This window comes from Lacibacter luteus (assembly GCF_004118265.1).
Lineage (GTDB): Bacteria > Bacteroidota > Bacteroidia > Chitinophagales > Chitinophagaceae > Lacibacter > Lacibacter luteus.
The window spans coordinates 1,351,331-1,373,001 of sequence record NZ_SDHW01000001.1 but is presented as its reverse complement, the minus strand read 5'-3'; the positions used below and the strand labels follow the sequence as shown (position 1 = coordinate 1,373,001).

Below are 21,671 nucleotides of genomic sequence, written 5' to 3'. Positions count from 1 at the left end.
AAGCATTGTTGCGTGAGAATATTCTCATGCAAACAGATTGCTTAAATACATTGCATGAAACATCTTTTTTCATTCCCGTTTTTTTTCTTCTTGTGCTTCATTTCAAATGCTGATGCGCAACAAAAGCCCAACGTTATTTACATCTATGCAGATGACCTGGGTTATGGCGATGTGAGTTGTTATGGTGCAACAAAAATTCATACACCAAATATTGACAAGCTTGCAGCATCAGGTATTCGTTTCACCAATGCGCATACTACTTCGGCTACGTGTACGCCTTCCCGTTATGGATTGATGACGGGGCGCTATCCCTGGCGGCAACAGGGTACAGGAGTTTTACCCGGCGATGCAGCATTGATTATACCAACCGATAAAACAACATTACCTAAAGTATTTCAACAGGCAGGTTATAAAACTGCACTTGTGGGTAAATGGCATTTAGGTTTGGGTACTGCTGTTGAAAAAAACTGGAATGGAGAAGTAAAGCCCGGCCCTAATGAAGTAGGATTTGATTACTCATTCATATTTCCTGCAACAGCCGATCGTGTACCAACAGTATTTTTAGAAAATCATTTTGTGGTGGGGTTAAATCCAAACGATCCTATTGAAGTAAACTATAAAACAAAAGTCGGCACTGAACCAACAGGAAAAGAAAATCCTGAACTGTTGAAGATGAAAGCAACACCGGGACATGGGCACGATCAAACCATTGTAAACGGTATTGGCCGCATTGGTTATATGACTGGTGGTAAAGAAGCTCGCTGGACAGATGAAGAGCTTACGTTTACCTTTCTTGATAAAGCAAAGAATTTCATTACAGCTAATAAACAACAGCCTTTCTTTTTGTATTTCGGTGCAACAGAACCGCATGTTCCCCGCATGCCGGCCACCATGTTTAAAGGCAAAAGTGGCTTAGGTTACCGAGGCGATGCTATTCTGCAATTTGATTGGCTGGTAGGAGAGATCATGCAGCAGGTAAAAGCAGCAGGTATCGAAAAGAATACGATCATCATTGTTACCAGCGATAACGGGCCTGTTTTGGATGATGGCTATTTGGATGGAGCAGTTACAGAGTTAAATGGTCATACGCCGCTTGGCTTACTACGTGGTGGCAAGTATAGTGCGTTTGAAGGTGGCACTCGTGTGCCTTTTATTATCAACTGGCCAAATCAAATTAAATCCGCTGTCTCTCCGGCATTAGTAAGCCAGATTGATCTCTTAGCTTCATTTGCTTCAATGTTTAACTTGAAAATTCCGGTGGGCGACGCTATTGACAGCGAAAACTATCTGAACGCATTCCTGGGAAAAACAAAAGATGGTCGTTCTGTTTATGTGGAACAGGGTGGTGCATTATCAATCATCGTTGGCGATTGGAAATACATTAGCCCGGCAAAAGGACCGGCTGTTTATAAGCTTACCGAAATAGAATCGGGCAATTTGGAAACGGCTCAGCTGTATAACCTGAAAAATGATTTAGGTGAAAAGCTCAACCTTGCCCGGCAATATCCGGAAAAGGTAAAAGAAATGGAGGCATTGTTACAAAGCATCAGGGAGAGGAAATAATCCGCTCAGTTCTGCCAACTTTTCCCAATCCTGACAAAACGTGGACAAAACGGCCTAATCAAATTTTGTTCCAACGCACAATATACTTAACTTTGCCTCCCTAAATTTAGGCTGAATAGCAAGTTGGCGCCCATTTACAGTCATAAATAACTGAAAATCAATTTACTTGTCTTTGCAAAAAGACGGTGAGCTATTCGTGTGCACAAACTTAAAAACCGGTAAGAACATATGTCTTCATCAAGAGTTGCAGCAAACAAGAGAATCAATTTCGGAAAAGTTAAGCACCTTGCAGAAATTCCCGACCTGCTCGGCATTCAGATTCAATCTTTCAAGGAGTATTTTCAATTAGAAACTACACCCGACAAACGTAACATTGAAGGGTTGTTCCGTGTATTCAAGGAAAACTTTCCGATCACTGATACTCGTAATATTTTCGTTCTCGAATTCTTAGATTATTTCATTGATCCTCCCCGTTATTCCATTGAGGAATGTATGGAGCGTGGATTAACATATGCGGTTCCCCTCAAGGCCAAACTCCGTTTGAGCTGTAATGATGAGGAACACGTGGATTTCCAGACCATCGTTCAGGATGTGTTTCTTGGAAACATCCCTTACATGACTCCCCGTGGTACGTTCGTTATCAACGGTGCTGAGCGTGTAGTGGTATCTCAGTTACACCGTTCACCTGGTGTATTCTTCGGTCAATCTATTCACCCCAACGGAACCAAGATCTACTCGGCTCGTGTAATTCCGTTTAAAGGTGCGTGGATGGAGTTTGCAACAGACATCAACAATGTGATGTATGCTTACATCGACCGTAAGAAAAAATTCCCTGTAACAACACTCTTACGTTCTATTGGCTTCGAAACAGATAAGGATATCCTTGAACTGTTTGGTATGGCTGATGAAGTAAAAGCAGATAAAAAAGCACTGGAGCAATACGAAGGCAAGCGTTTAGCTGCACGTGTACTCCGTAGCTGGGTTGAAGACTTCGTTGATGAAGATACTGGTGAAGTTGTGAGCATCGAACGTAACGAAGTGGTATTAGAGCGTGATTCAATTCTTGACGCTGAAGCGATCGAAATGATCAGTGAAATGGAAGTGAAAAGCGTATTCGTACAGAAAGAAGAAGTGAGTGGTGATTTTGCGATCATCTACAACACATTGAATAAAGATACTTCGAACAGTGAGTTGGAAGCGGTACAGCATATCTATCGCCAATTGCGTGGTGCTGATGCTCCTGATAACGAAACTGCACGTGGTATCATCGATAAATTGTTCTTCAGCGATAAGCGTTACGATCTCGGTGAAGTTGGTCGTTACAAGATCAACCGTAAACTGAATCTGAACTTCCCTATCGAGAAGAAGGTATTAACGAAAGATGATATCATCTCTATCATCAAATACCTGGTGAAATTGACGAATGCGAAAGCAGAGATCGATGATATCGATCACCTGAGCAACCGTCGTGTACGTACAGTGGGTGAGCAGTTATATGCTCAGTTCGGTGTAGGTCTTGCACGTATGGCTCGTACCATCCGTGAGCGTATGAACGTACGTGACAACGAGGTATTTACTCCGGTTGATCTGATCAATGCAAGAACATTGTCTTCTGTGATCAACTCATTCTTTGGTACATCACAGTTATCACAGTTCCTTGATCAAACAAACCCGCTTTCTGAGATCACACACAAGCGTCGTATCTCAGCGCTCGGGCCCGGTGGTTTGAGTCGTGAAAGAGCAGGTTTCGAGGTGCGTGACGTACACTATAGCCACTACGGTCGTTTGTGTACTATTGAAACTCCGGAAGGTCCGAACATCGGTTTGATTTCTACACTTTGCGTACACGCTACTGTAAACGATATGGGCTTTATTGAAACGCCTTATCGTAAGGTAGAAAACGGTAAAGCAGATGTGAAGAATCTTACTTACCTGAGTGCAGAAGAAGAAGATACAGCGAAGATTGCACAGGTAAACATCGATATCGACGATAAAGGAAACATCATTGAAGATAAAGTTCGCTCACGTGAAAGTGGCGACTTCCCGATCCTCGAAAGAGCAGAGGTGGAATACATGGACGTTGCGCCTAACCAGATCGTTGGTTTGAGTGCGTCGCTGATTCCGTTCCTTGAACATGATGATGCCAACCGTGCCTTGATGGGATCGAACATGCAACGTCAGGCAGTTCCGCTTGTACGTCCGCAAGCCCCAATCGTTGGTACTGGTTTGGAAGCAATGGCAGCACGTGACAGCCGTATTCAATTGAATGCAGAAGGCAAAGGTGTGGTTGAATATGTTGATGCAATTGAAATTCACGTTCGCTACGAAAGAAGTGAAGAACAACGTTTGGTAAGCTTTGAAGACGATCTGAAAGTGTACAAGCTTACTAAGTTCATCAAAACAAACCAAAGCACTTGTATTAACCTGAAACCTTGCGTTAAGAAAGGCCAGGCAGTAAAAGAAGGCGACTTCCTTACTGAAGGTTATGCGGTGAAAGATGGTGAATTGGCATTGGGCCGTAACCTGAAAGTGGCGTTCATGCCTTGGAAAGGTTACAACTTCGAGGATGCGATCGTTATCAACGAAAAAGTAGTAAAAGAAGATCTCTTTACTTCTGTACACGTTGAAGAATACGAACTGGAAGTGCGTGATACCAAACTGGGTGAAGAAGAATTAACACCGGATATTCCAAACGTAAGTGAAGAAGCAACAAAAGATCTCGATCAAAACGGTATCATTCGTATTGGTGCAGCTATCAAAGAAGGAGATATCCTTATTGGTAAGATTACACCAAAAGGTGAAAGCGATCCTACTCCTGAAGAGAAACTGTTGCGTGCCATCTTTGGTGATAAAGCAGGTGATGCAAAAGATGCGTCACTGAAAGCTCCAAGTGGTACTGAAGGTGTGGTAATTGATAAGAAACTCTTCCAACGTGCTAAGAAAGATAAGAATGGTAAGATCCGTGAAAAAGCATTGCTGGAGAAAGTTGAAAAGATCCACGAAAAGAATACAACCGATTTACTGGATGTATTGCTGAGCAAATTGTTATCGCTCCTGCAAACCAAAACATCTGCAGGTGTTAATAACAACTTCGGCGAATCATTGATCGGTAAAGGCGCTAAGTTTAACCAGAAGAACCTTGCAGGTATTGATTATGCAAACGTTAATCCTTTAGGTTGGACAGGTGATGCTGTAACTGACGAATGGATCAACCAGTTGTTACATAACTACAACATCAAGTATAACGAAGAACTTGGCCGTTACAAGCGTGAGAAATTCAACATCTCTATTGGTGATGAATTACCAGCCGGTGTATTGAAACTTGCTAAAGTTTACTTAGCTGTTAAGCGTAAACTGAAAGTGGGTGATAAGATGGCGGGTCGTCACGGTAACAAAGGTATCGTTGCCAAAATCGTTCGCCAGGAAGATATGCCGTTCCTCGAAGATGGTACTCCTGTTGACATTGTATTGAACCCGCTTGGTGTACCGAGCCGTATGAACCTTGGACAGATCTACGAAACTGTACTTGGCTGGGCTGGTGAAAAATTAGGCGTGAAGTTCGCTACTCCGATCTTCGATGGTGCTACTGTTGAAGAAATTGCAGGACACATTTCAGAAGCTGGTTTACCAACCTTCGGTCATACATTCCTTTACGATGGTGAAACAGGTGAGCGCTTCCACCAAAAAGCAACAGTTGGTATCATTTACATGATCAAACTGCACCACATGGTGGATGATAAGATGCACGCCCGTTCTATCGGACCATACAGCTTAATTACACAACAACCGTTGGGTGGTAAGGCACAGTTTGGTGGTCAGCGTTTTGGTGAAATGGAGGTGTGGGCATTGGAAGCTTATGGTGCTTCTAACATCCTTCAGGAATTACTTACAATCAAATCGGATGACATCATGGGTCGTGCAAAAACCTATGAGGCCATCGTTAAAGGTGATAACGTTCCAAGACCAGGTGTTCCTGAATCATTCAATGTATTGGTTCATGAATTAAGAGGCTTGGGCTTAGACCTTAAGTTTGAAGAATAAGTAAGGTGAGTAGTGAATGGTCAATTGTGAATTGACTCTTGCTCCTCCAGGTTCAGAACGATGAAGTGAGTGACACAACAGAAACTGAAATTTCTTCCTGTCGCTGGTAACAAAAAACAAAAAACTACAAACAAGAAATAGATATGGCATTCAGAAAAGATAATCGTCAGAGGCCAACGTTTTCTAAAATCACCATCGGACTTGCATCTCCGGATACAATCCTGGAACGCAGTTTTGGTGAAGTATTAAAGCCCGAAACAATCAACTATCGTACGTACAAACCTGAGCGTGATGGTTTGTTCTGCGAACGTATTTTCGGACCGGTAAAAGATTTTGAATGTGCTTGTGGTAAGTACAAGCGTATCCGTTACAAGGGTATTGTGTGCGATCGTTGCGGTGTGGAAGTAACAGAAAAGAAAGTACGTCGTGAACGTATGGGCCACATTAAACTGGTGGTACCTGTTGTACACATCTGGTACTTCAAATCATTACCAAACAAGATCGGTTACTTACTTGGTGTAAGCTCTAAAAAATTAGAGACCATCGTTTACTACGAACGCTATGTGGTAATTCAAGCCGGTGTTAAAGAAAATCTCAACACAGGTGATCTGTTGACAGAAGAGGAATACCTCGATTTGTTAGACACATTGCCAAAAGATAACCAGTACCTGCCTGATGAAGATCCTCAGAAATTCATTGCGAAGATGGGTGCTGAAGCTGTACACGATCTGTTACAACGTATCGATCTCGATCAGTTGAGCTACGATCTGCGTAATGCAGCTGCAACTGAAACTTCACAACAACGTCGTGCAGACGCATTGAAACGTTTGAGCGTTGTAGAAGCTTTCCGTGATGCAAATCAACGTATCACCAACCGTCCTGAATGGATGGTAATGCAATACATTCCTGTTATTCCACCGGAACTGCGTCCCCTCGTTCCTTTGGATGGTGGTCGTTTTGCATCATCTGATCTGAATGATCTTTACCGTCGTGTAATTATCCGTAACAATCGTTTGAAGCGTCTTTTGGAAATTAAAGCTCCTGAAGTAATCCTTCGTAACGAAAAACGTATGTTACAGGAAGCAATCGATTCATTGTTCGACAACAGCCGTAAATCAAATGCGGTGAAAGCTGAAGGTGGTCGTGCATTGAAATCGTTGAGTGATGTACTTAAAGGTAAACAAGGTCGTTTCCGTCAGAACTTGCTTGGTAAACGTGTTGACTATTCTGGTCGTTCGGTTATCGTTGTAGGTCCTGAAATGAAACTGCACGAGTGCGGTCTTCCAAAAGATATGGCTGCTGAATTGTTTAAACCATTCATCATCCGCAAACTGATTGAAAGAGGTATCGTAAAAACAGTGAAGTCTGCACGTAAACTGGTAGACAAGAAGGAAGCTGTAGTTTGGGATATCCTTGAAAATATCTTGAAAGGTCACCCGATCATGTTGAACCGTGCCCCCACGCTTCACCGTTTGTCGATCCAGGCCTTCCAACCTAAATTGATTGAAGGTAAAGCCATTCAATTGCACCCGCTCGTGTGTTCTGCGTTCAACGCCGATTTCGATGGTGATCAGATGGCGGTACACGTTCCGTTAAGCAATGCTGCTGTATTGGAAGCTCAATTGTTGATGCTTGCTTCACACAACATCCTTAACCCGCAGAACGGTCAGCCGATCACACTTCCTTCACAGGACATGGTACTCGGTCTGTACTACATTTCAAAAGGAAAGAAAACAACTGATACAGAAATTGTAAAAGGTCAGGGTAAAGCTTTCTATTCTGCAGAAGAAGTGATCATTGCTTACAACGAAAAGCAGGTTGATCTTCATGCATGGATTAAAGTGAAGACCAATGTTCGTAATGAAAATGGCGAATTGGAATTCAAACTCCTTGAAACAACTGTAGGTCGTGTAATTTTTAACCAGTTTGTACCAAAAGAAGTTGGTTTCGTAAACGCTTTATTAACGAAGAAAAACCTTCGTGAAATCATTGGCGACATCATCGAGATCACCAACGTTCCAAAAACTGCGAAGTTCCTTGATGATATTAAAACACTCGGTTTCCGTACAGCGTTCCAAGGTGGTCTGTCGTTCAACATTAACGATTTGATCATTCCTGAAATTAAAGCGGAACTGGTTGAAAATGCACAAGGTGAAGTTGATGAAGTTTGGGACAGCTATAACATGGGTCTTATCACCAACAACGAACGTTACAACCAGATCATCGATATCTGGAGCCGTGTGGATACACGTGTAACTGAAACGTTGATCCGTGAAATGGCTTCTGATAAGCAAGGTTTCAACTCTGTGTATATGATGCTTGACTCAGGTGCCCGTGGTAGTAAGCAACAGGTAAAACAGTTGGCTGGTATCCGTGGTCTGATGGCGAAACCTCGTAAGAGTGGTTCTACAGGAAGCGAGATCATCGAAAATCCTGTATTGAGCAACTTTAAAGATGGCTTGAGCGTATTGGATTACTTTATCTCTACGCACGGTGCTCGTAAAGGTCTTGCCGATACTGCCTTGAAAACAGCCGATGCCGGTTACTTAACCCGTCGTCTCGTAGACGTTGCGCAAGACGTTGTTATTAACGATGAGGATTGCGGAACACTGCGTGGTATTGCTACAAGTGCATTAAAAGATAACGAAGATATTATTGAACCATTGAGTGATCGTATTGAAGGACGTACATCATTACACGATGTGTACGATCCGCAATCTGAACAACTCATTGTTGGTGCCGGCGAACAGATTTCTGCAGCTATTGCAAGAAAGATCGAAGAAGCAGGTATTGAAACAGTTGAGATCCGTTCTGTATTGACTTGCGAAAGCAAACGTGGTGTGTGTGTAAGATGTTATGGCCGTAACCTTGCAACCGGTGCAACTGCACAGAAAGGTGATGCGGTAGGTATCATCGCTGCACAGTCAATTGGTGAGCCTGGTACACAGCTTACGCTCCGTACCTTCCACGTGGGTGGTGTTGCGGGTTCTGCATCAGTAGAATCTTCATTGCCTGCTAAGTTTGATGGTACAATCCAGTTCGATGGTTTACGTACTGTAACTGCTACCAACAACGAAGGTGAGAAAGTACAGATGGTAATCGGTCGTACAGGTGAGGTGCGTATTATGGATGTGAAGAATGATCGTCTCCTAATCACAAACAACATTCCTTACGGTGCTACACTTACAGTAAAAGATGGTCAGCAAATCAAGAAAGGCGAACCGATCTGTACATGGGATCCGTTCAACAACGTTGTAATTGCTGAGATCGCCGGTACAATCAAATTCGAAAACATTATCGACGGTATCACATTCCGTGAAGAAGCGGATGAACAAACAGGTCACCGTGAGAAAGTGGTTATCGAAACAAAAGATAAAACGAAGATCCCTGCATTGCTTGTTGAAGGCAAAGAGATCAAATCGTACAACTTGCCTGTAGGTTCACACATTGTGATCGAAGAAGGTGAAGAAGTAGTTGCCGGTCAGGTGTTGGTGAAAATCCCACGTGTACTTGGTAAGCTCCGTGATATCACCGGTGGTCTTCCACGTGTAACTGAATTGTTTGAAGCACGTAACCCGGGTAACCCTGCTATCGTTTCTGAAATTGATGGTGTGGTTGCGTTCGGTAACATCAAACGTGGTAACCGTGAGATCATCGTAACAAGTAAAGATGATGTAACTAAGAAATATCTTGTTCCACTTACTCGTCAGATCCTTGCTCAGGAAGGTGACTTCATTAAAGCAGGTGCTCCGTTGAGTGATGGTCAGATCGCTCCTGGTGATATCCTCACAATCAAAGGTCCATTCGCAGTACAAGAGTACGTAGTGAATGAGATCCAGGAGGTTTATCGTTTACAGGGTGTGAAGATCAACGACAAGCATATTGAAACCATCGTTCGTCAGATGATGAAGAAGGTTGAGATCATTGATGCTGGTGACACGAAGTTCCTTGAAGAAGACCTGGTTGATCGTTTCGAATTCAACGAAGAGAACGATCGCATCTTCGATAAGAAAGTTGTTACAGAACCTGGCGACAGTCATAAGTTCCGTCCCGGACAGATCGTTACATTGCGTGAACTCCGTGAAGAGAACAGTATCCTCCGCCGTGCAGATAAAACATTGGTAGAAGTTAGAGATGCACATCCTGCAACAGCACAACCGGTATTGCTTGGTATTACCAAAGCATCATTGGGTGTACAAAGCTGGATCTCTGCTGCATCGTTCCAGGAAACTACGAAGGTGTTGAGCACAGCTGCAATTGAAGGTAAGACCGATGATTTATTAGGCTTGAAAGAGAACGTAATCACAGGTCACCCGATCCCTGCAGGTACAGGTTTGCGTGAATTTGAAAACATGATCGTTGGTAGCAAAGAAGAGTATGAATTACTCCTCACTACCAAAGAAGCCATGAGTTTCGACGAAGAAGAGTAAGCAATAGCTGAATGATAAAACGAAAGTCCTCCGGTAACGGAGGACTTTTTTTTTGATGTATGTTGATAAGTACGGAAAGAAAATTTGAATATTGTGCCTTATAGCTTCATCTTGTTAACGCTTTCTTAAAAACAACTTCGTTTTTTTACACTCAACCGAAATCCTTTACTTTGCCCACCTAGTTATGAAAAGTTTACAAAGTATTTTATTGTGGGTGTTATTAGCGGCAGTAGCTGTATTGTATGTGTTGCATTTCAGTGCCGGTAAAAAAGCAACTGAACCAAAAGCAAGTACTGTTGTAAAAGACAGTGCAGGAGCCGAACTTCCCCAGCATATTAAAGTAGCATACATCGATCTGGATACTGTGCAGAAGTATTACGAATTCTTTAAGTTGAAGAATGAAGAACTGGAACGTGAGAAGAACCGTTACGATAACCAGATACAAGGCGACTTAAATAAGCTCGAACGTGACCGTGTTGAGTTTTTGAAAAAGGGCCAGGCTATTACACAGGTTGAAGCTGAACGTTTTCAACAGGAATATCAAACACGTTATCAGCAAATAGGTCAGCGTCAACAATCAATGCAAGGACAACACCTCGAAAATCAGTCGAGAGCGATTGAAGAAATTCAAAAGAAGATCAACGAATACCTAAAGGATTATAACAAAGCAGGTAAGTATAATTTTATTTTCTCTACACAGGAAGGTAATCCTACACTGTATTATAAAGACACAGCGTTTAACATTACAACAGAAGTTGTAAAGGGCTTAAACGACGCCTACAAGCTCAGCAAGAAGCAATAAGCAGTTACAAATTAATCCTTATCTTCCGTTTCATATTTTTTTGAAACGAAACCTCTGCTATGTCTGCAACACAACAGGAATTTAAACCAACCTTAAGTTTACTCGATGCCACAATGATCGTGGCAGGTTCAATGATCGGCTCCGGTATTTTTATTGTAAGCGCCGATATTACACGTAACGTAGGCAGTGCCGGATGGCTTTTATTTGTTTGGTTGATTACCGGCTTTATGACCTTAACTGCAGCATTGAGTTATGGTGAGCTGAGTGCTATGTTTCCTAAAGCAGGCGGTCAGTATGTTTATTTGAAAGAAGCTTTTAATAAACTTGCAGGTTTTCTTTATGGCTGGAGTTTCTTTACCGTTATTCAAACTGCAACTATTGCAGCAGTAGGTGTAGCCTTCTCAAAATTTACCGGATATTTCATTCCTGCACTTGACATAAAGGATGAGAATATTCTTTTTCAGTTAGGCATATTCAAACTCTATCCTGCACAACTTGTATCCATTGCTGTTATTGCATTGCTTACATACATCAACACAAGAGGTATACAGGGCGGCAAGATCATTCAAACCATTTTTACTATTACCAAACTTGTTTCGCTGTTTGGCTTGATTGTGTTTGGCTTATTATTAGCTGCTAAAGCAGATGTATGGAATGCCAATTGGGAAAACGCCTGGCAGATGAGTAAGATACAGGAAGGTGGTATGATTGCCGGTATTGCAGGTAGTGCGGTACTTGGTGCTATTGCAGCATCCATGACAGGTTCTATCTTCAGCAGCGATGCATGGAACAACGTAACGTTTATTGCAGGTGAAATTAAAAACCCAAAACGTAATATCGGCTTAAGTCTTTTTCTCGGCACATTGATCGTTACCATCATTTACATTGCAGCAAACATTATGTACATCAGCGTACTGCCGTTGAATGGGGGCGAACAAAGTATTGCGTTTGCAAAACAGGATCGTGTAGCGGTAGCAGCTGCTAATGAAATATTCGGCAGCATCGGTATGTATGTAATTGCTGTAATGATCATGATCTCAACATTCGGTTGTATCAACGGGCTTGTGTTATCAGGAGCACGTGTGTATTATACCATGGCACAGGATGGATTGTTTTTTAAACAAGCCGGTACATTAAATGAAAATGCAGTACCGCAATGGGCATTGTGGGCACAATGCGTGTGGGCCTCTTTACTTTGTTTAAGCGGGCAGTATGGCGATCTGCTCGATATGATCTCTTTTGTGGTAGTATTGTTTTATGTGCTTACCATCATCGGCATATTTGTATTGCGTGCCAAACGCCCGGATATTGAACGTCCGTATAAAGCATTTGCATATCCTGTTCTTCCCATCATTTATATTATTTTAGGATTAACGTTTTGTTTCTTCCTCATTATCATGAAGCCTGTTTATGCAGGAATAGGTTTAGGAATTGTAGTATTGGGTATTCCTGTTTATTATATTGCAGTCGCAAATCAAAAGAAGACGGTTTAGTATGAGCGGGGTAAATTTCGATCAGTTATTTCAGCAATTCACACAATTAAAAGCAGGTGTTATTGGCGATGTAATGCTGGATACCTATATGTGGGGACATGTAGATCGTATTTCACCCGAAGCTCCTGTTCCCATTGTATCGCTCGATAAAAAAGAGTACCGTATTGGTGGTGCAGCAAACGTGGCGTTGAATCTTGCATCGCTTGGTGCAAATGTTTCAATGCTGAGTGTAATTGGTACAGATGAGGATGGCAAACAATTGCAGCAGTTATTGCAGCAGCAGCATATCAAAACAGATTTTTTACTTGCAAGTGCTAAACGCATTACTACCAGTAAAACACGCATCATCAGCCGTAACCAGCAAATGATGCGTTTGGACAATGAAATTACCAACGATCTTGGTTACGAAGATGAACAACGGATGATCCTCGCCATACAAATGTTTATTGCGCAGGAAAAACCTGATGTCATCATCTTCGAAGATTACAATAAAGGGGTGCTTACTGAAACAGTTATTCAGAAAGCAATTGATTTGTGCAGGCACAACGGTATTATAACAACAGTGGATCCCAAGCGTAAAAACTTTTTTGCGTACAAAGCTGTTGATGTATTTAAACCAAACCTGAAAGAAGTAAAAGACGGGTTGAACCTGTTGATTGAAAATGTGAATGAAGAGACGCTTCGTATCATTCATACACAGTTGCAGGAAAAGCTCAGTCATGCAATTTCGTTTATTACACTTTCAGAAAAAGGAGTATTCTATCAGAAAGAAGAAAACGCAGCTGTCATTCCTTCGCATCTGCGTCATATAGCCGATGTAAGCGGTGCAGGCGATACGGTTATTGCCGTTGCATCACTTGTTTATGCTGCAACCAACAATGTTCATCTGATGGCCGAAATGGCCAACATTGCCGGCGGACTTGTTTGTGAAGAAGTAGGCACCGCTGCTATTAAGAAAGACCGGCTTTTGCAGGAGTGTAAACAATTGCTCGCTTAAAGCTGTTATCATTTACTAATCATTTCTCTCTCTTATCTTTGACTTTATGCAAACGTATGTAGTTATTGTGGCCGGTGGATCCGGTAAGCGAATGGGCTCTGTACTTCCGAAACAGTTTCTCTTGTTGAAAAATAAACCGGTGCTGTATTATACCATCAATGCGTTTTTAAAAGCATTACCGGAATGTAAAGTGATTGTTGTGTTACCCGAAGATCACCTGGAGTTGGGTAAAGAAATTATTGATGGTTATTTTGATGAACAACGTATTCAATTAACGGTTGGTGGTGAAACACGTTTTCATTCAGTACAAAACGGATTGAAGCTGGTAGAAGAAGAAGCGATCATTTTTGTACATGATGGTGTACGTTGTCTGGTAAGCGATGAATTGATTAGACGTTGTTACGAAACAGCAATGGAAACAGGCAGTGCTGTACCGGCTGTTGAATGCCGGGATAGTGTGCGGATAATTACAGAAGACGGAAACGATCCTGTTGACAGAAGCAAGCTGCGGTTGGTACAAACCCCGCAAACTTTCCACAGTAAAATTTTATTGCCTGCTTTTGCTATTGATTACAAAGCCTGGTTTACCGATGAAGCAACAGTGGTTGAAGCGTTTGGTTTGAAAGTAACGTTAGTGCCAGGCGAAGAAAGGAATATTAAAATAACCAACCCGATTGATCTGGTTATTGCAGAGAAGATATTAGAAGAGTAGGGATAATCTTATTATAAAGTCATGCATTGCTTTTGTTTATTTTTATTGGTTGTTTTTTTTCTTTCAGGCTGCAATACTAATATTGATGAAAAGTCTGCAGCTGGGAAAAGTAACATTGTCATTACAAAGTCTTCTAAAGTTGATACGTCCGGACTTTATGCGAAATCGGATTCTGTAATTATATCTTCAATACATTTTGATACGATTCGATATACAAAAGATGAGTTCAATCTCATTGTAGATAATTTCCCTTCATTGCATTCTCATATACCAGTTCATCCGGATATAGCCTATGCCCAGAGTGGATATTTTAAAGATATTGTTAACTCTGATGGAGATGCCATGCACTTAACGTTTGGCAGTGAACAAGGACAGGATCGATTTTATATTCTGTATGCGTATTTTCTAAAGAACAGAAATCCAGAAAAGGAGTTAGAAGCTGTTCGGGAGAATCTAATTAGTATATATCAAAATGTTAATGACATTTTTGGATACCTCAATTCCGGCGGTACATATTTCGGGCATCAGAGCAATAGGTTGATTGGCTGTGCTGAGTATGATGTATATCAATACAAACAATCTTTAAAGTATGCAACACCTCAAAGTGATATTCATAAACTGAAGATGCTTTATTTTTCAACGTTAAGAGAGTTGATATATCAACAAAGCAAGAATAATCCTGAGTTTGAAGAGAGTAGACGTAGACAGATATTCCTTTGTTTGAAAAAACTTGAAATGATTATTTCTAACGAGTTCTATTTAAAGAAGGCTCAGCAATTTCAATACTGGTATTATTAGTCAGAGCGATCTCTCAAATCTATTCTTTCAACCAGCGTAGCAATTTCGGCAACCTGTTCATGCGCAAAGCTGCATAGCGTTCTTCCTCTGCGCCATAGCTGCTGTAAAAGAAAGCAAGATTACGAATGTCACTTCCTTCAAAATCGAGCAAGGAATCTGTATCTGCATGCAAAGCAATAAATCTGTCGATGAGATAATGCGAAGCGCCTAATGTTTTTCCATTCGGGTGATTGCCTACAAGAATATAATACCAGCGGTTGTGTGAGTATAAAAAAACAGCAGACGCCAAAAGATCGCCATTGGCTGTGTATATGCCCATTGTTTCTGCCTGTTGAAATTTCTTTGCTTCTTCGAAAACTTTTTTAAAACGATTGAGCTGTTCATCGGTAATTGCAGAAACACGCTGCATGGTTTCTTTTGCCAGTGCAAGTATTGCATCAAGCTCAACAGTTTGACTAGCCAGCAGCTTGCTTTGTTCTGCTTTTTTAATATTGCGCTTCAGGTTGCTGCGATAACTTTCTGCAAGAACACTATACGGCTTATTTAACGGCAGTACAAAATTCATCCGCTCTGTTAATGGGAAATCATTAACCGGAAACAGGTTGTCTTTGTTCAGGTAAATATCAATGTAACGGAAACGTGAAGGAATACTTTTCAGAAAACTTTCTGTAACAGCACCGGTTAACGGTTGTACAGAAAAAATACCGAGCGATGCACAGAAATACGGTTGATACAAATAGCTGATGCCATACTTCTTATTTGAAGCGATCGGCATTACAGCTTCATAGTCGTTCAACACAAGTGCATCCCATTGCTCAGCCATTGCATCAAGATACCAAGCGTAACCATAAATCAAACCATTTACTGCACGATCGATACAGTCATTCCATTTTTGTTTGTTAATGGATGCATACGGTATGTAATTGATTCCCTCCATTAAAATGGTAAACGCCGATCAAACTTTTTTAAACTTAAATTCTGAATATCGATGGTGAAGGCAATGTTTTTAAGGAAACGTTTTTCAGGGATGGTAGAGAGGAAATAATCTTTATAAGGTTTGCTGTAAAGCAGGGGTGCATAAATGTTGATCGTGTTTTTAAATAACGATAGCTGCAAACCTGCATTGTACAATACACGGCTTCCTTCTGCATCGGGTTGCCATGCATTTGCATAAGTGCCCATATCAACATAGATTTTCAACGGAACAGTAAATGGCAAAATACGCAGGATGTTGATCTGGTCGGGAATATCGGTTGAAAAGTTTAGAGCCATCAACCAGTTATCTGTTTTACCGATCTTGTTGGCAAGAAAATCGGTACGCACTTTAAAGCCGCCATCACGCATCATCATCTGCTGTGCAGCAAATCCATCCTGTTCGCTTCGGCCAAAGAAATAATTACTGTACGTGTAATCTTCCGAACCTTTAGGTGCTGATAAGTTTAAATGAAATGCATCGGTTGCAAACGCTTTACTTATAGTACGTTCTCCCAGGTAAATAAACTTACCTGCAAAGAAGCGGATGTTTGCACCAAGACGCTCATTGTAGTTAAAATAATAATTCCCGGTAAACGCAAGACGAACAAAATCTTTTGCCTGTTCTGCCATTAATTCACCACGATAAGGATAAAGCGCACGGCTGTCCTGTATCACAAAACGAAGTTGATTTAAATATCGTGTACCTGTTTCTTTATTGATAATGGTATAACGGTTTCCGTTGGGGAATGTATCCGACTTAAAACGAAGATTATCTTCCGAAATAAAAAATGTTTTCCATTGTATAAAACGTTCTCTTGTGCTGCGTGGATTGGTTTCGGCAAAAACAAATTTGAGCGATGGTGAAAGTTTGCGAAAGCCTGTTACATAGGTTTGATTGGCTGTGTCGGTAAAATTATCTGTATTGAACTTTAATGCATTTACTGCAACTGTAATGCGTTGAAATTTTTTGTTGGGATAGAACGTATAACTCGCTCTTGCAATACCATTCAGTTCTTTGCTTTTGGTTGCATACATGGGCGCTGCAATAAACTGGAATGCTCTTGGCTCAAGTGTATAGTTTGTTAGTGCGCCACCAATCATAAACCCATCGTATTTATTGATGCCCATTATCGGAGCAACAATGAGTGTGTTGGTTGCGGAATTGTTTGTGCCTGCAAAAGGTTTAATGCTGAGCTTTCTTTTCGGCGTAGGTTGCAAAGCTCCTTTTTTATTTAACAATGCAAACTCATTGTCTAAGTTTTGTCCGCTGCTTTGTTCGAGTGAATATTTTAAATCTGCAGGAGAAGGATGCTTTCCTTGCCATTGCTGAAAATAGGCTTGCATGGCAGCATCAAATGCAGTACGGCCAAGCTTTTGTTCCAGCATCTGCATAAAGTCGGCTCCTTTTTCATAAGCTATCAATCCGTAATTGGCTTCACCTAAACTATCTGCAGGAGTGTTTAATGGTTGGTCAACATGCCATTGTTCAAAACTGTGCAGGAATAGATTTTCATCCGGATTAAAGTTGAGCAGTTTTTTCTTCTTTACAGGATTGCTGCTGCGGTAACGGCTCAACTCTTTATCAAAACGTTCGTCGTAATAACTGTTGATGCCTTCATCGAACCAGGGATATTGTCGCTCATTACTTGCAAGCATTGCCTGGAACCAGTTGTGCCCCACTTCGTGTTCAATTACACTTTCAAGATCTGCTGCTGACGACATGGGCGTAATAGAAGTAATGCAGGGATATTCCATACCGCCGGGAAAACCCATTGGTGCTTCAACCGCAGTAACAACGGCGTAAGGATATTCGCCAATTGCATTGCTTCTGAAAGTAACAGCATCTTTCATCATTTGAATACTGTTCTTCCATACAGCTTTATTGTTTTCTGTAAAAGCAGTGAAGATGTTGACAACATGACCGCTTTTTAATTGCAGTGTATCGAAATGAACAATGTATTTCCTGTCGGCAAACCATGCAAAATCATGAACATTGATTTGTTTAAAAACCAATGTTTTTGTTTCTTCCTGCGTCGGCACAATCGCAGGCGTTGTTTTTTTGTTGACGGATTTCTTTACTGTTGTTTTTTTAAAAGCAGGTTTTTGTACAGCAGCTACAGAAGTAATTGTGTTGCGTTGTTTCAGCCATTCGAGTTCTTCCTTATTCTGCAATTCGCCGGTGCTTAATACAACATAACTTTTCGGCACAGTTACTTTCACTTCATAATTACCGAACTCGCTGTAAAATTCTCCCTGGTCTAAATAAGGCATCGGGTGCCATCCGTTACGATCGTACACTGCGGGTTTGGGGTACCATTGTGTTATTTGATACGATTTACCAACATGACCACCACGTGAAAAATTCTTAGGCAGCTGTACATGAAATGGAGTTGTAATAACAATGGATGCGCCCGGTGCTAATGGCTGTGGCAGCAATACTTTTATAATATCAATATGTTGCGGATGGTCTTCTGTTTTTGCAAGCACATTGTTTACACGAAAGTCGAGGCGGTTAATGTAACCTCGGTCTTTTGCATTGGAAAAATAAAAATCGGTGCGGCCATTTTCCAGCAACTGATCGCTGAAAGCAGTTCTGTCGGTACGATACGCATTTGGCCATACATGAAACCAGATATAACGTAAAGTATCGGGCGAATGGTTGATATATTCAATTTTTGCAAAACCATCCAGCGTATGATCGCTATCGTTCAGTTTTACATCAATAGAAAAATTTACCTGTTGTTGCCAGTATTGTTGCTGCGCAAACGAAGCAGATGTAACAGTGAGAAAAAGGAAAGCAAATAAATACTTCACTCAATGGGTTTTCTCAAAAATAACATCTTCTTTCCGATAGACCTACAGTAGTTTGCCTTTCTCTTTTAAACGGAGAAAAAGATCATCTAAGCTGCGGTTGCTTACACTTTCCAACACCAGTTTAAAATCTTCAGGATAGGGGTGACGAAACTTCCATTGATCGTAATAGCTGTGTATTGCTTTGTCGAATACAGGACGACCAAGTTCCTGTTCGAGCAGAAAAGCCCAGATGGCTGTTTTTAAATAAATGACAATGCCATACTCGTCTTTATTTTTAAATTCTTCCGAAGGCGTTTCAATTGCATCCTTCATGGGAATTTCGTTCATGGCATTATAGATGATGGCAAGAAATTCTGACGGGCCACGCTGTTTTAATTCAGCAGGCAAGGCGCTGCCGAAAATAGAATTGCTTCTGTATTTTTCTGCTTCGTAACGAAACTGGAAAAAGCTGTTGAGTCCTTCATCCATCCATGCATGTTCACGCTCATTGCTGCCGAGTATACCATAGAACCAGTTATGCCCAACCTCGTGTGTTATAACTGCATCCAGAGTTTCGGTATTGGCTTCGGGACTTGTAATGAGTGTAACCATTGGATACTCCATACCACCGCTCGATACATTGCCCGGTCCTTCCACTGCATTTACAACAGGGTAAGGGTATTCGCCGATCCAGTTGGAATAATGCCTTACAGCATCTTCCACATGATTTACACTTTTGCTCCACTCGCTGTTTGCTTTGTTGGAAAAGAATGTAAACGCATCAATTACTTTTCCCGATGGCAGTGCAAGTGTGTCGTACTGTACAACAAAATCATTATCGGTAAACCATGCAAAGTCGTGTACGTTTTCAGCTTTGTATTGTAATGTTTTAAAAGCAGTGTTTGATAGTGGGGTATATGCTGTAAAGTTTTCTGTTTTTGTTTTGTTGATGGAGCTTGAAGCTTTTAATGCCTGCAGCTCATCTGCATTTTGCAAGGCACCCGTTGATGCAACTACATAGTTTGAAGGAACAGTGATGTTAACTGTAAAGCTGCCAAACTCACTGTAATACTCGCCCATGTTTAAATAAGGCATCGGGTGCCATCCTTTACGATCGTAAACTGCCGGCTTCGGATACCATTGGCAAACTGCAAATGCATCATCAATAAACCCGCTTCTCGAAAAGTAAGTAGGAAATTTTACATAGAACGGTGTGCTGATGTTGATCTTTCCGCCCGGCAGTAATGGTTGCGGCAAAATGATCTTTACAATGTCGATGTTCTTTTTATCTGCTTCAACAGTTACAGCAATGTTGTTTACTTTAAAATCGAGACTGTCGATATAACCTTTGTCTGACTGTTTAAATTTTTTCGCACCTTCTTTATCGCCTTCTTTGTATTGTGCATACAAAGCTGTTTTTTCGTTTTTATACGCATTGGGCCAAAGATGAAACCAGATAAAGGTTAATGTATCGGGAGATTGATTGATGTATTCAATCTGCTCAAAAGCTTTAATGGATTTATCATTTACATTCAGCTTTACATCTATACTGTAGTTTACCTGCTGCTGCCAGTATTGTTGTTGGGCCGTTACCTGTAGCGATGCAAAAACTGCAAAAAGCAAAACAATCTTTTTCATATTATCGGTTTGTTAGCGACCCTTTCCCATAAAGATCAAGCGTATGGTGTGGATCATGATTTTAATATCGAGTGCCAGCGAAATATTTTCAATGTAAATAAGATCGTACTTACTGCGTTCAACCATTTCATCCACATTTTCTGCATAACCAAACTTTACCATTCCCCACGATGTTAGCCCGGGTTTAACACGCAACAGGTAACGGTAGTATGGAGCTTTTGCAACTACCTGTTCAATATAATATTTTCGTTCGGGGCGTGGACCAACCAAACTCATTTCGCCTTTAAGAATATTCCAAAGCTGCGGCAATTCATCTAAACGCCATTTACGCATTACTTTTCCCCATGCTGTAATACGTTTATCTGTTTCCGACGATAATGCAGGCCCGTTCTTTTCTGCATCAATAAACATCGAACGGAATTTATGAATAGAGAATGGCTTGCCTTTTAATCCGATCCGTTCCTGCGAATAAAAAACCGGTCCCGGTGAAGAAAGTTTAACACGAATGGCAACGAATATATACAAGGGTAAAAGCAATGTAATGGCAACAAGTGCTGCTGTAACATCAATAAGACGCTTAATGTTTTGCTGCCATTCACTCATCATGCCCGTATGCAAATCAATGAGCATTGCACCAAGTACATTGCTTGTGCGTACAGAACCGGAAAGAATGTCGATTGTATTGGGTAATAGTTTTATAGATACATCCAGCTCACTTAAAACACTCAACGCCGTTTCCATTGCGGGGCGCTCTTTTTCTTCTGTAGCAATAATTACCTGCTCGATATTTTTTTCACGAACAACAGTTGCCAACGAATCAATAGTACCGAGCGATGGTAAATAATTACTTAACCCGTTTGAAGTGTGTTGTGTAGGGTATATGAAACCTGAGAAATGAAAACCTTGTGTTTCGTTCGACTGACGAATGTCTTTATACAATTTGATAGCACTTTGTTGTGCGCCAATAATAAGCGTATTGATCTTTACTTTACCTGCAAGGAACTGTCGCTTAATGCTGGAAAGAATTAACCAGCGGAAAAACCAGGTAATGCTGAAATGAAGAGCAAGTAGCAAAGCCGACTCTTTATAGTAATAAGTATACGTATAAATCCGGTCGTCGAGTAACAATGCAAAAAACAAAATTAAACAACCAAGCAACGAACAGAAAAAAGTAGAAGTTAATTCCTGCAATCTCGATTTGCTGTAAAGATTTTTATAGGCACCAAAAAGGTGATAGAGAACTATCCAGCAAACAGGAATAAACAGAATGCCGATAAAAAAAGAATTGTCTACGGGTTGATTAAAAACAGTAGGCGCTTCGCCTAATAACACCCGGCGCAAAAAATAAAATATGCCCCAGGCAATAGTTGCCGAAAACCAATCGGCAACCACATACCAACTTATATGTAAACGGGTGTTTTCTTTCATG

Annotated in this window: 12 protein-coding genes; 8 read left to right on the top strand and 4 right to left on the bottom strand. The window is 41.2% G+C overall.

Annotation, left to right across the window (positions count from 1 at the left end):
- The first annotated feature begins 54 nt into the window (after positions 1-54).
- The 8 genes from ESA94_RS05350 (at position 55) to ESA94_RS05315 (ending at position 14,836) form a co-directional block, all read left to right on the top strand.
- Complete coding sequence (locus ESA94_RS05350; protein WP_129129807.1) at positions 55-1,563, top strand: sulfatase family protein; 1,509 nt, start codon at positions 55-57, stop codon at positions 1,561-1,563.
- A 228-nt stretch (positions 1,564-1,791) separates the two neighbouring features.
- Positions 1,792-5,604: a DNA-directed RNA polymerase subunit beta gene (gene rpoB / locus ESA94_RS05345; protein WP_129129806.1), complete on the top strand. Its 3,813-nt coding sequence runs from the start codon at positions 1,792-1,794 to the stop codon at positions 5,602-5,604.
- A 143-nt stretch (positions 5,605-5,747) separates the two neighbouring features.
- Complete coding sequence (gene rpoC, locus ESA94_RS05340; RefSeq protein WP_129129805.1) at positions 5,748-10,034, top strand: DNA-directed RNA polymerase subunit beta'; 4,287 nt, start codon at positions 5,748-5,750, stop codon at positions 10,032-10,034.
- A gap of 184 nt (positions 10,035-10,218) precedes the next feature.
- Positions 10,219-10,836, top strand: a complete 618-nt coding sequence (locus tag ESA94_RS05335; RefSeq protein WP_129129804.1) for an OmpH family outer membrane protein — start codon at positions 10,219-10,221, stop codon at positions 10,834-10,836.
- A 59-nt stretch (positions 10,837-10,895) separates the two neighbouring features.
- Positions 10,896-12,329, top strand: a complete 1,434-nt coding sequence (locus ESA94_RS05330; RefSeq protein WP_129129803.1) for an APC family permease — start codon at positions 10,896-10,898, stop codon at positions 12,327-12,329.
- A gap of 1 nt (position 12,330) precedes the next feature.
- Positions 12,331-13,326: a bifunctional heptose 7-phosphate kinase/heptose 1-phosphate adenyltransferase gene (locus ESA94_RS05325; protein WP_129129802.1), complete on the top strand. Its 996-nt coding sequence runs from the start codon at positions 12,331-12,333 to the stop codon at positions 13,324-13,326.
- 46 nt (positions 13,327-13,372) lie between these two features.
- Positions 13,373-14,038, top strand: coding sequence for a 2-C-methyl-D-erythritol 4-phosphate cytidylyltransferase (locus tag ESA94_RS05320; protein ID WP_129129801.1), 666 nt, complete (start codon positions 13,373-13,375; stop codon positions 14,036-14,038).
- Positions 14,039-14,059: 21 nt separating this feature from the next.
- Positions 14,060-14,836 carry a hypothetical protein gene (locus ESA94_RS05315; protein WP_129129800.1) on the top strand — a complete coding sequence of 259 codons (777 nt, stop codon included), beginning with the start codon at positions 14,060-14,062 and terminating at the stop codon, positions 14,834-14,836.
- A gap of 19 nt (positions 14,837-14,855) precedes the next feature.
- On the opposite strand, the gene ESA94_RS05310 is transcribed toward ESA94_RS05315, so the two are convergent.
- From ESA94_RS05310 to ESA94_RS05295, 4 genes are read right to left on the bottom strand one after another with little or no spacing between them, the layout of a single operon-like run.
- Positions 14,856-15,773 (bottom strand): GNAT family N-acetyltransferase, encoded by a 918-nt coding sequence (locus ESA94_RS05310; protein ID WP_129129799.1) that lies wholly within the window; start codon positions 15,771-15,773, stop codon positions 14,856-14,858.
- Positions 15,773-18,625: a M1 family metallopeptidase gene (locus ESA94_RS05305; RefSeq protein WP_129129798.1), complete on the bottom strand. Its 2,853-nt coding sequence runs from the start codon at positions 18,623-18,625 to the stop codon at positions 15,773-15,775. The genes ESA94_RS05310 and ESA94_RS05305 overlap by 1 nt, the downstream gene beginning before the upstream one ends.
- A 42-nt stretch (positions 18,626-18,667) precedes the next feature.
- A complete protein-coding gene (locus ESA94_RS05300) occupies positions 18,668-20,242 on the bottom strand; it encodes a M1 family metallopeptidase (protein WP_129129797.1) in 1,575 nt (524 codons plus the stop codon).
- A gap of 12 nt (positions 20,243-20,254) precedes the next feature.
- A complete protein-coding gene (locus tag ESA94_RS05295; protein ID WP_129129796.1) occupies positions 20,255-21,670 on the bottom strand; it encodes a sugar transferase in 1,416 nt (471 codons plus the stop codon).
- Position 21,671 lies beyond the last annotated feature (1 nt).

Excerpts from the sequence above, each read along its gene's own strand:
- ESA94_RS05310 (WP_129129799.1), bottom strand. The coding sequence starts at position 15,773 with ATGGAGGGAATCAATTACATACCGTATGCATCCATTAACAAACAAAAA.
- rpoC (WP_129129805.1), top strand. The coding sequence starts at position 5,748 with ATGGCATTCAGAAAAGATAATCGTCAGAGGCCAACGTTTTCTAAAATC.
- ESA94_RS05330 (WP_129129803.1), top strand. The coding sequence starts at position 10,896 with ATGTCTGCAACACAACAGGAATTTAAACCAACCTTAAGTTTACTCGAT.
- ESA94_RS05295 (WP_129129796.1), bottom strand. The coding sequence starts at position 21,670 with ATGAAAGAAAACACCCGTTTACATATAAGTTGGTATGTGGTTGCCGAT.
- ESA94_RS05350 (WP_129129807.1), top strand. The coding sequence starts at position 55 with ATGAAACATCTTTTTTCATTCCCGTTTTTTTTCTTCTTGTGCTTCATT.
- ESA94_RS05320 (WP_129129801.1), top strand. The coding sequence starts at position 13,373 with ATGCAAACGTATGTAGTTATTGTGGCCGGTGGATCCGGTAAGCGAATG.
- ESA94_RS05335 (WP_129129804.1), top strand. The coding sequence starts at position 10,219 with ATGAAAAGTTTACAAAGTATTTTATTGTGGGTGTTATTAGCGGCAGTA.
- rpoB (WP_129129806.1), top strand. The coding sequence starts at position 1,792 with ATGTCTTCATCAAGAGTTGCAGCAAACAAGAGAATCAATTTCGGAAAA.
- ESA94_RS05325 (WP_129129802.1), top strand. The coding sequence starts at position 12,331 with ATGAGCGGGGTAAATTTCGATCAGTTATTTCAGCAATTCACACAATTA.
- ESA94_RS05300 (WP_129129797.1), bottom strand. The coding sequence starts at position 20,242 with ATGAAAAAGATTGTTTTGCTTTTTGCAGTTTTTGCATCGCTACAGGTA.
- ESA94_RS05315 (WP_129129800.1), top strand. The coding sequence starts at position 14,060 with ATGCATTGCTTTTGTTTATTTTTATTGGTTGTTTTTTTTCTTTCAGGC.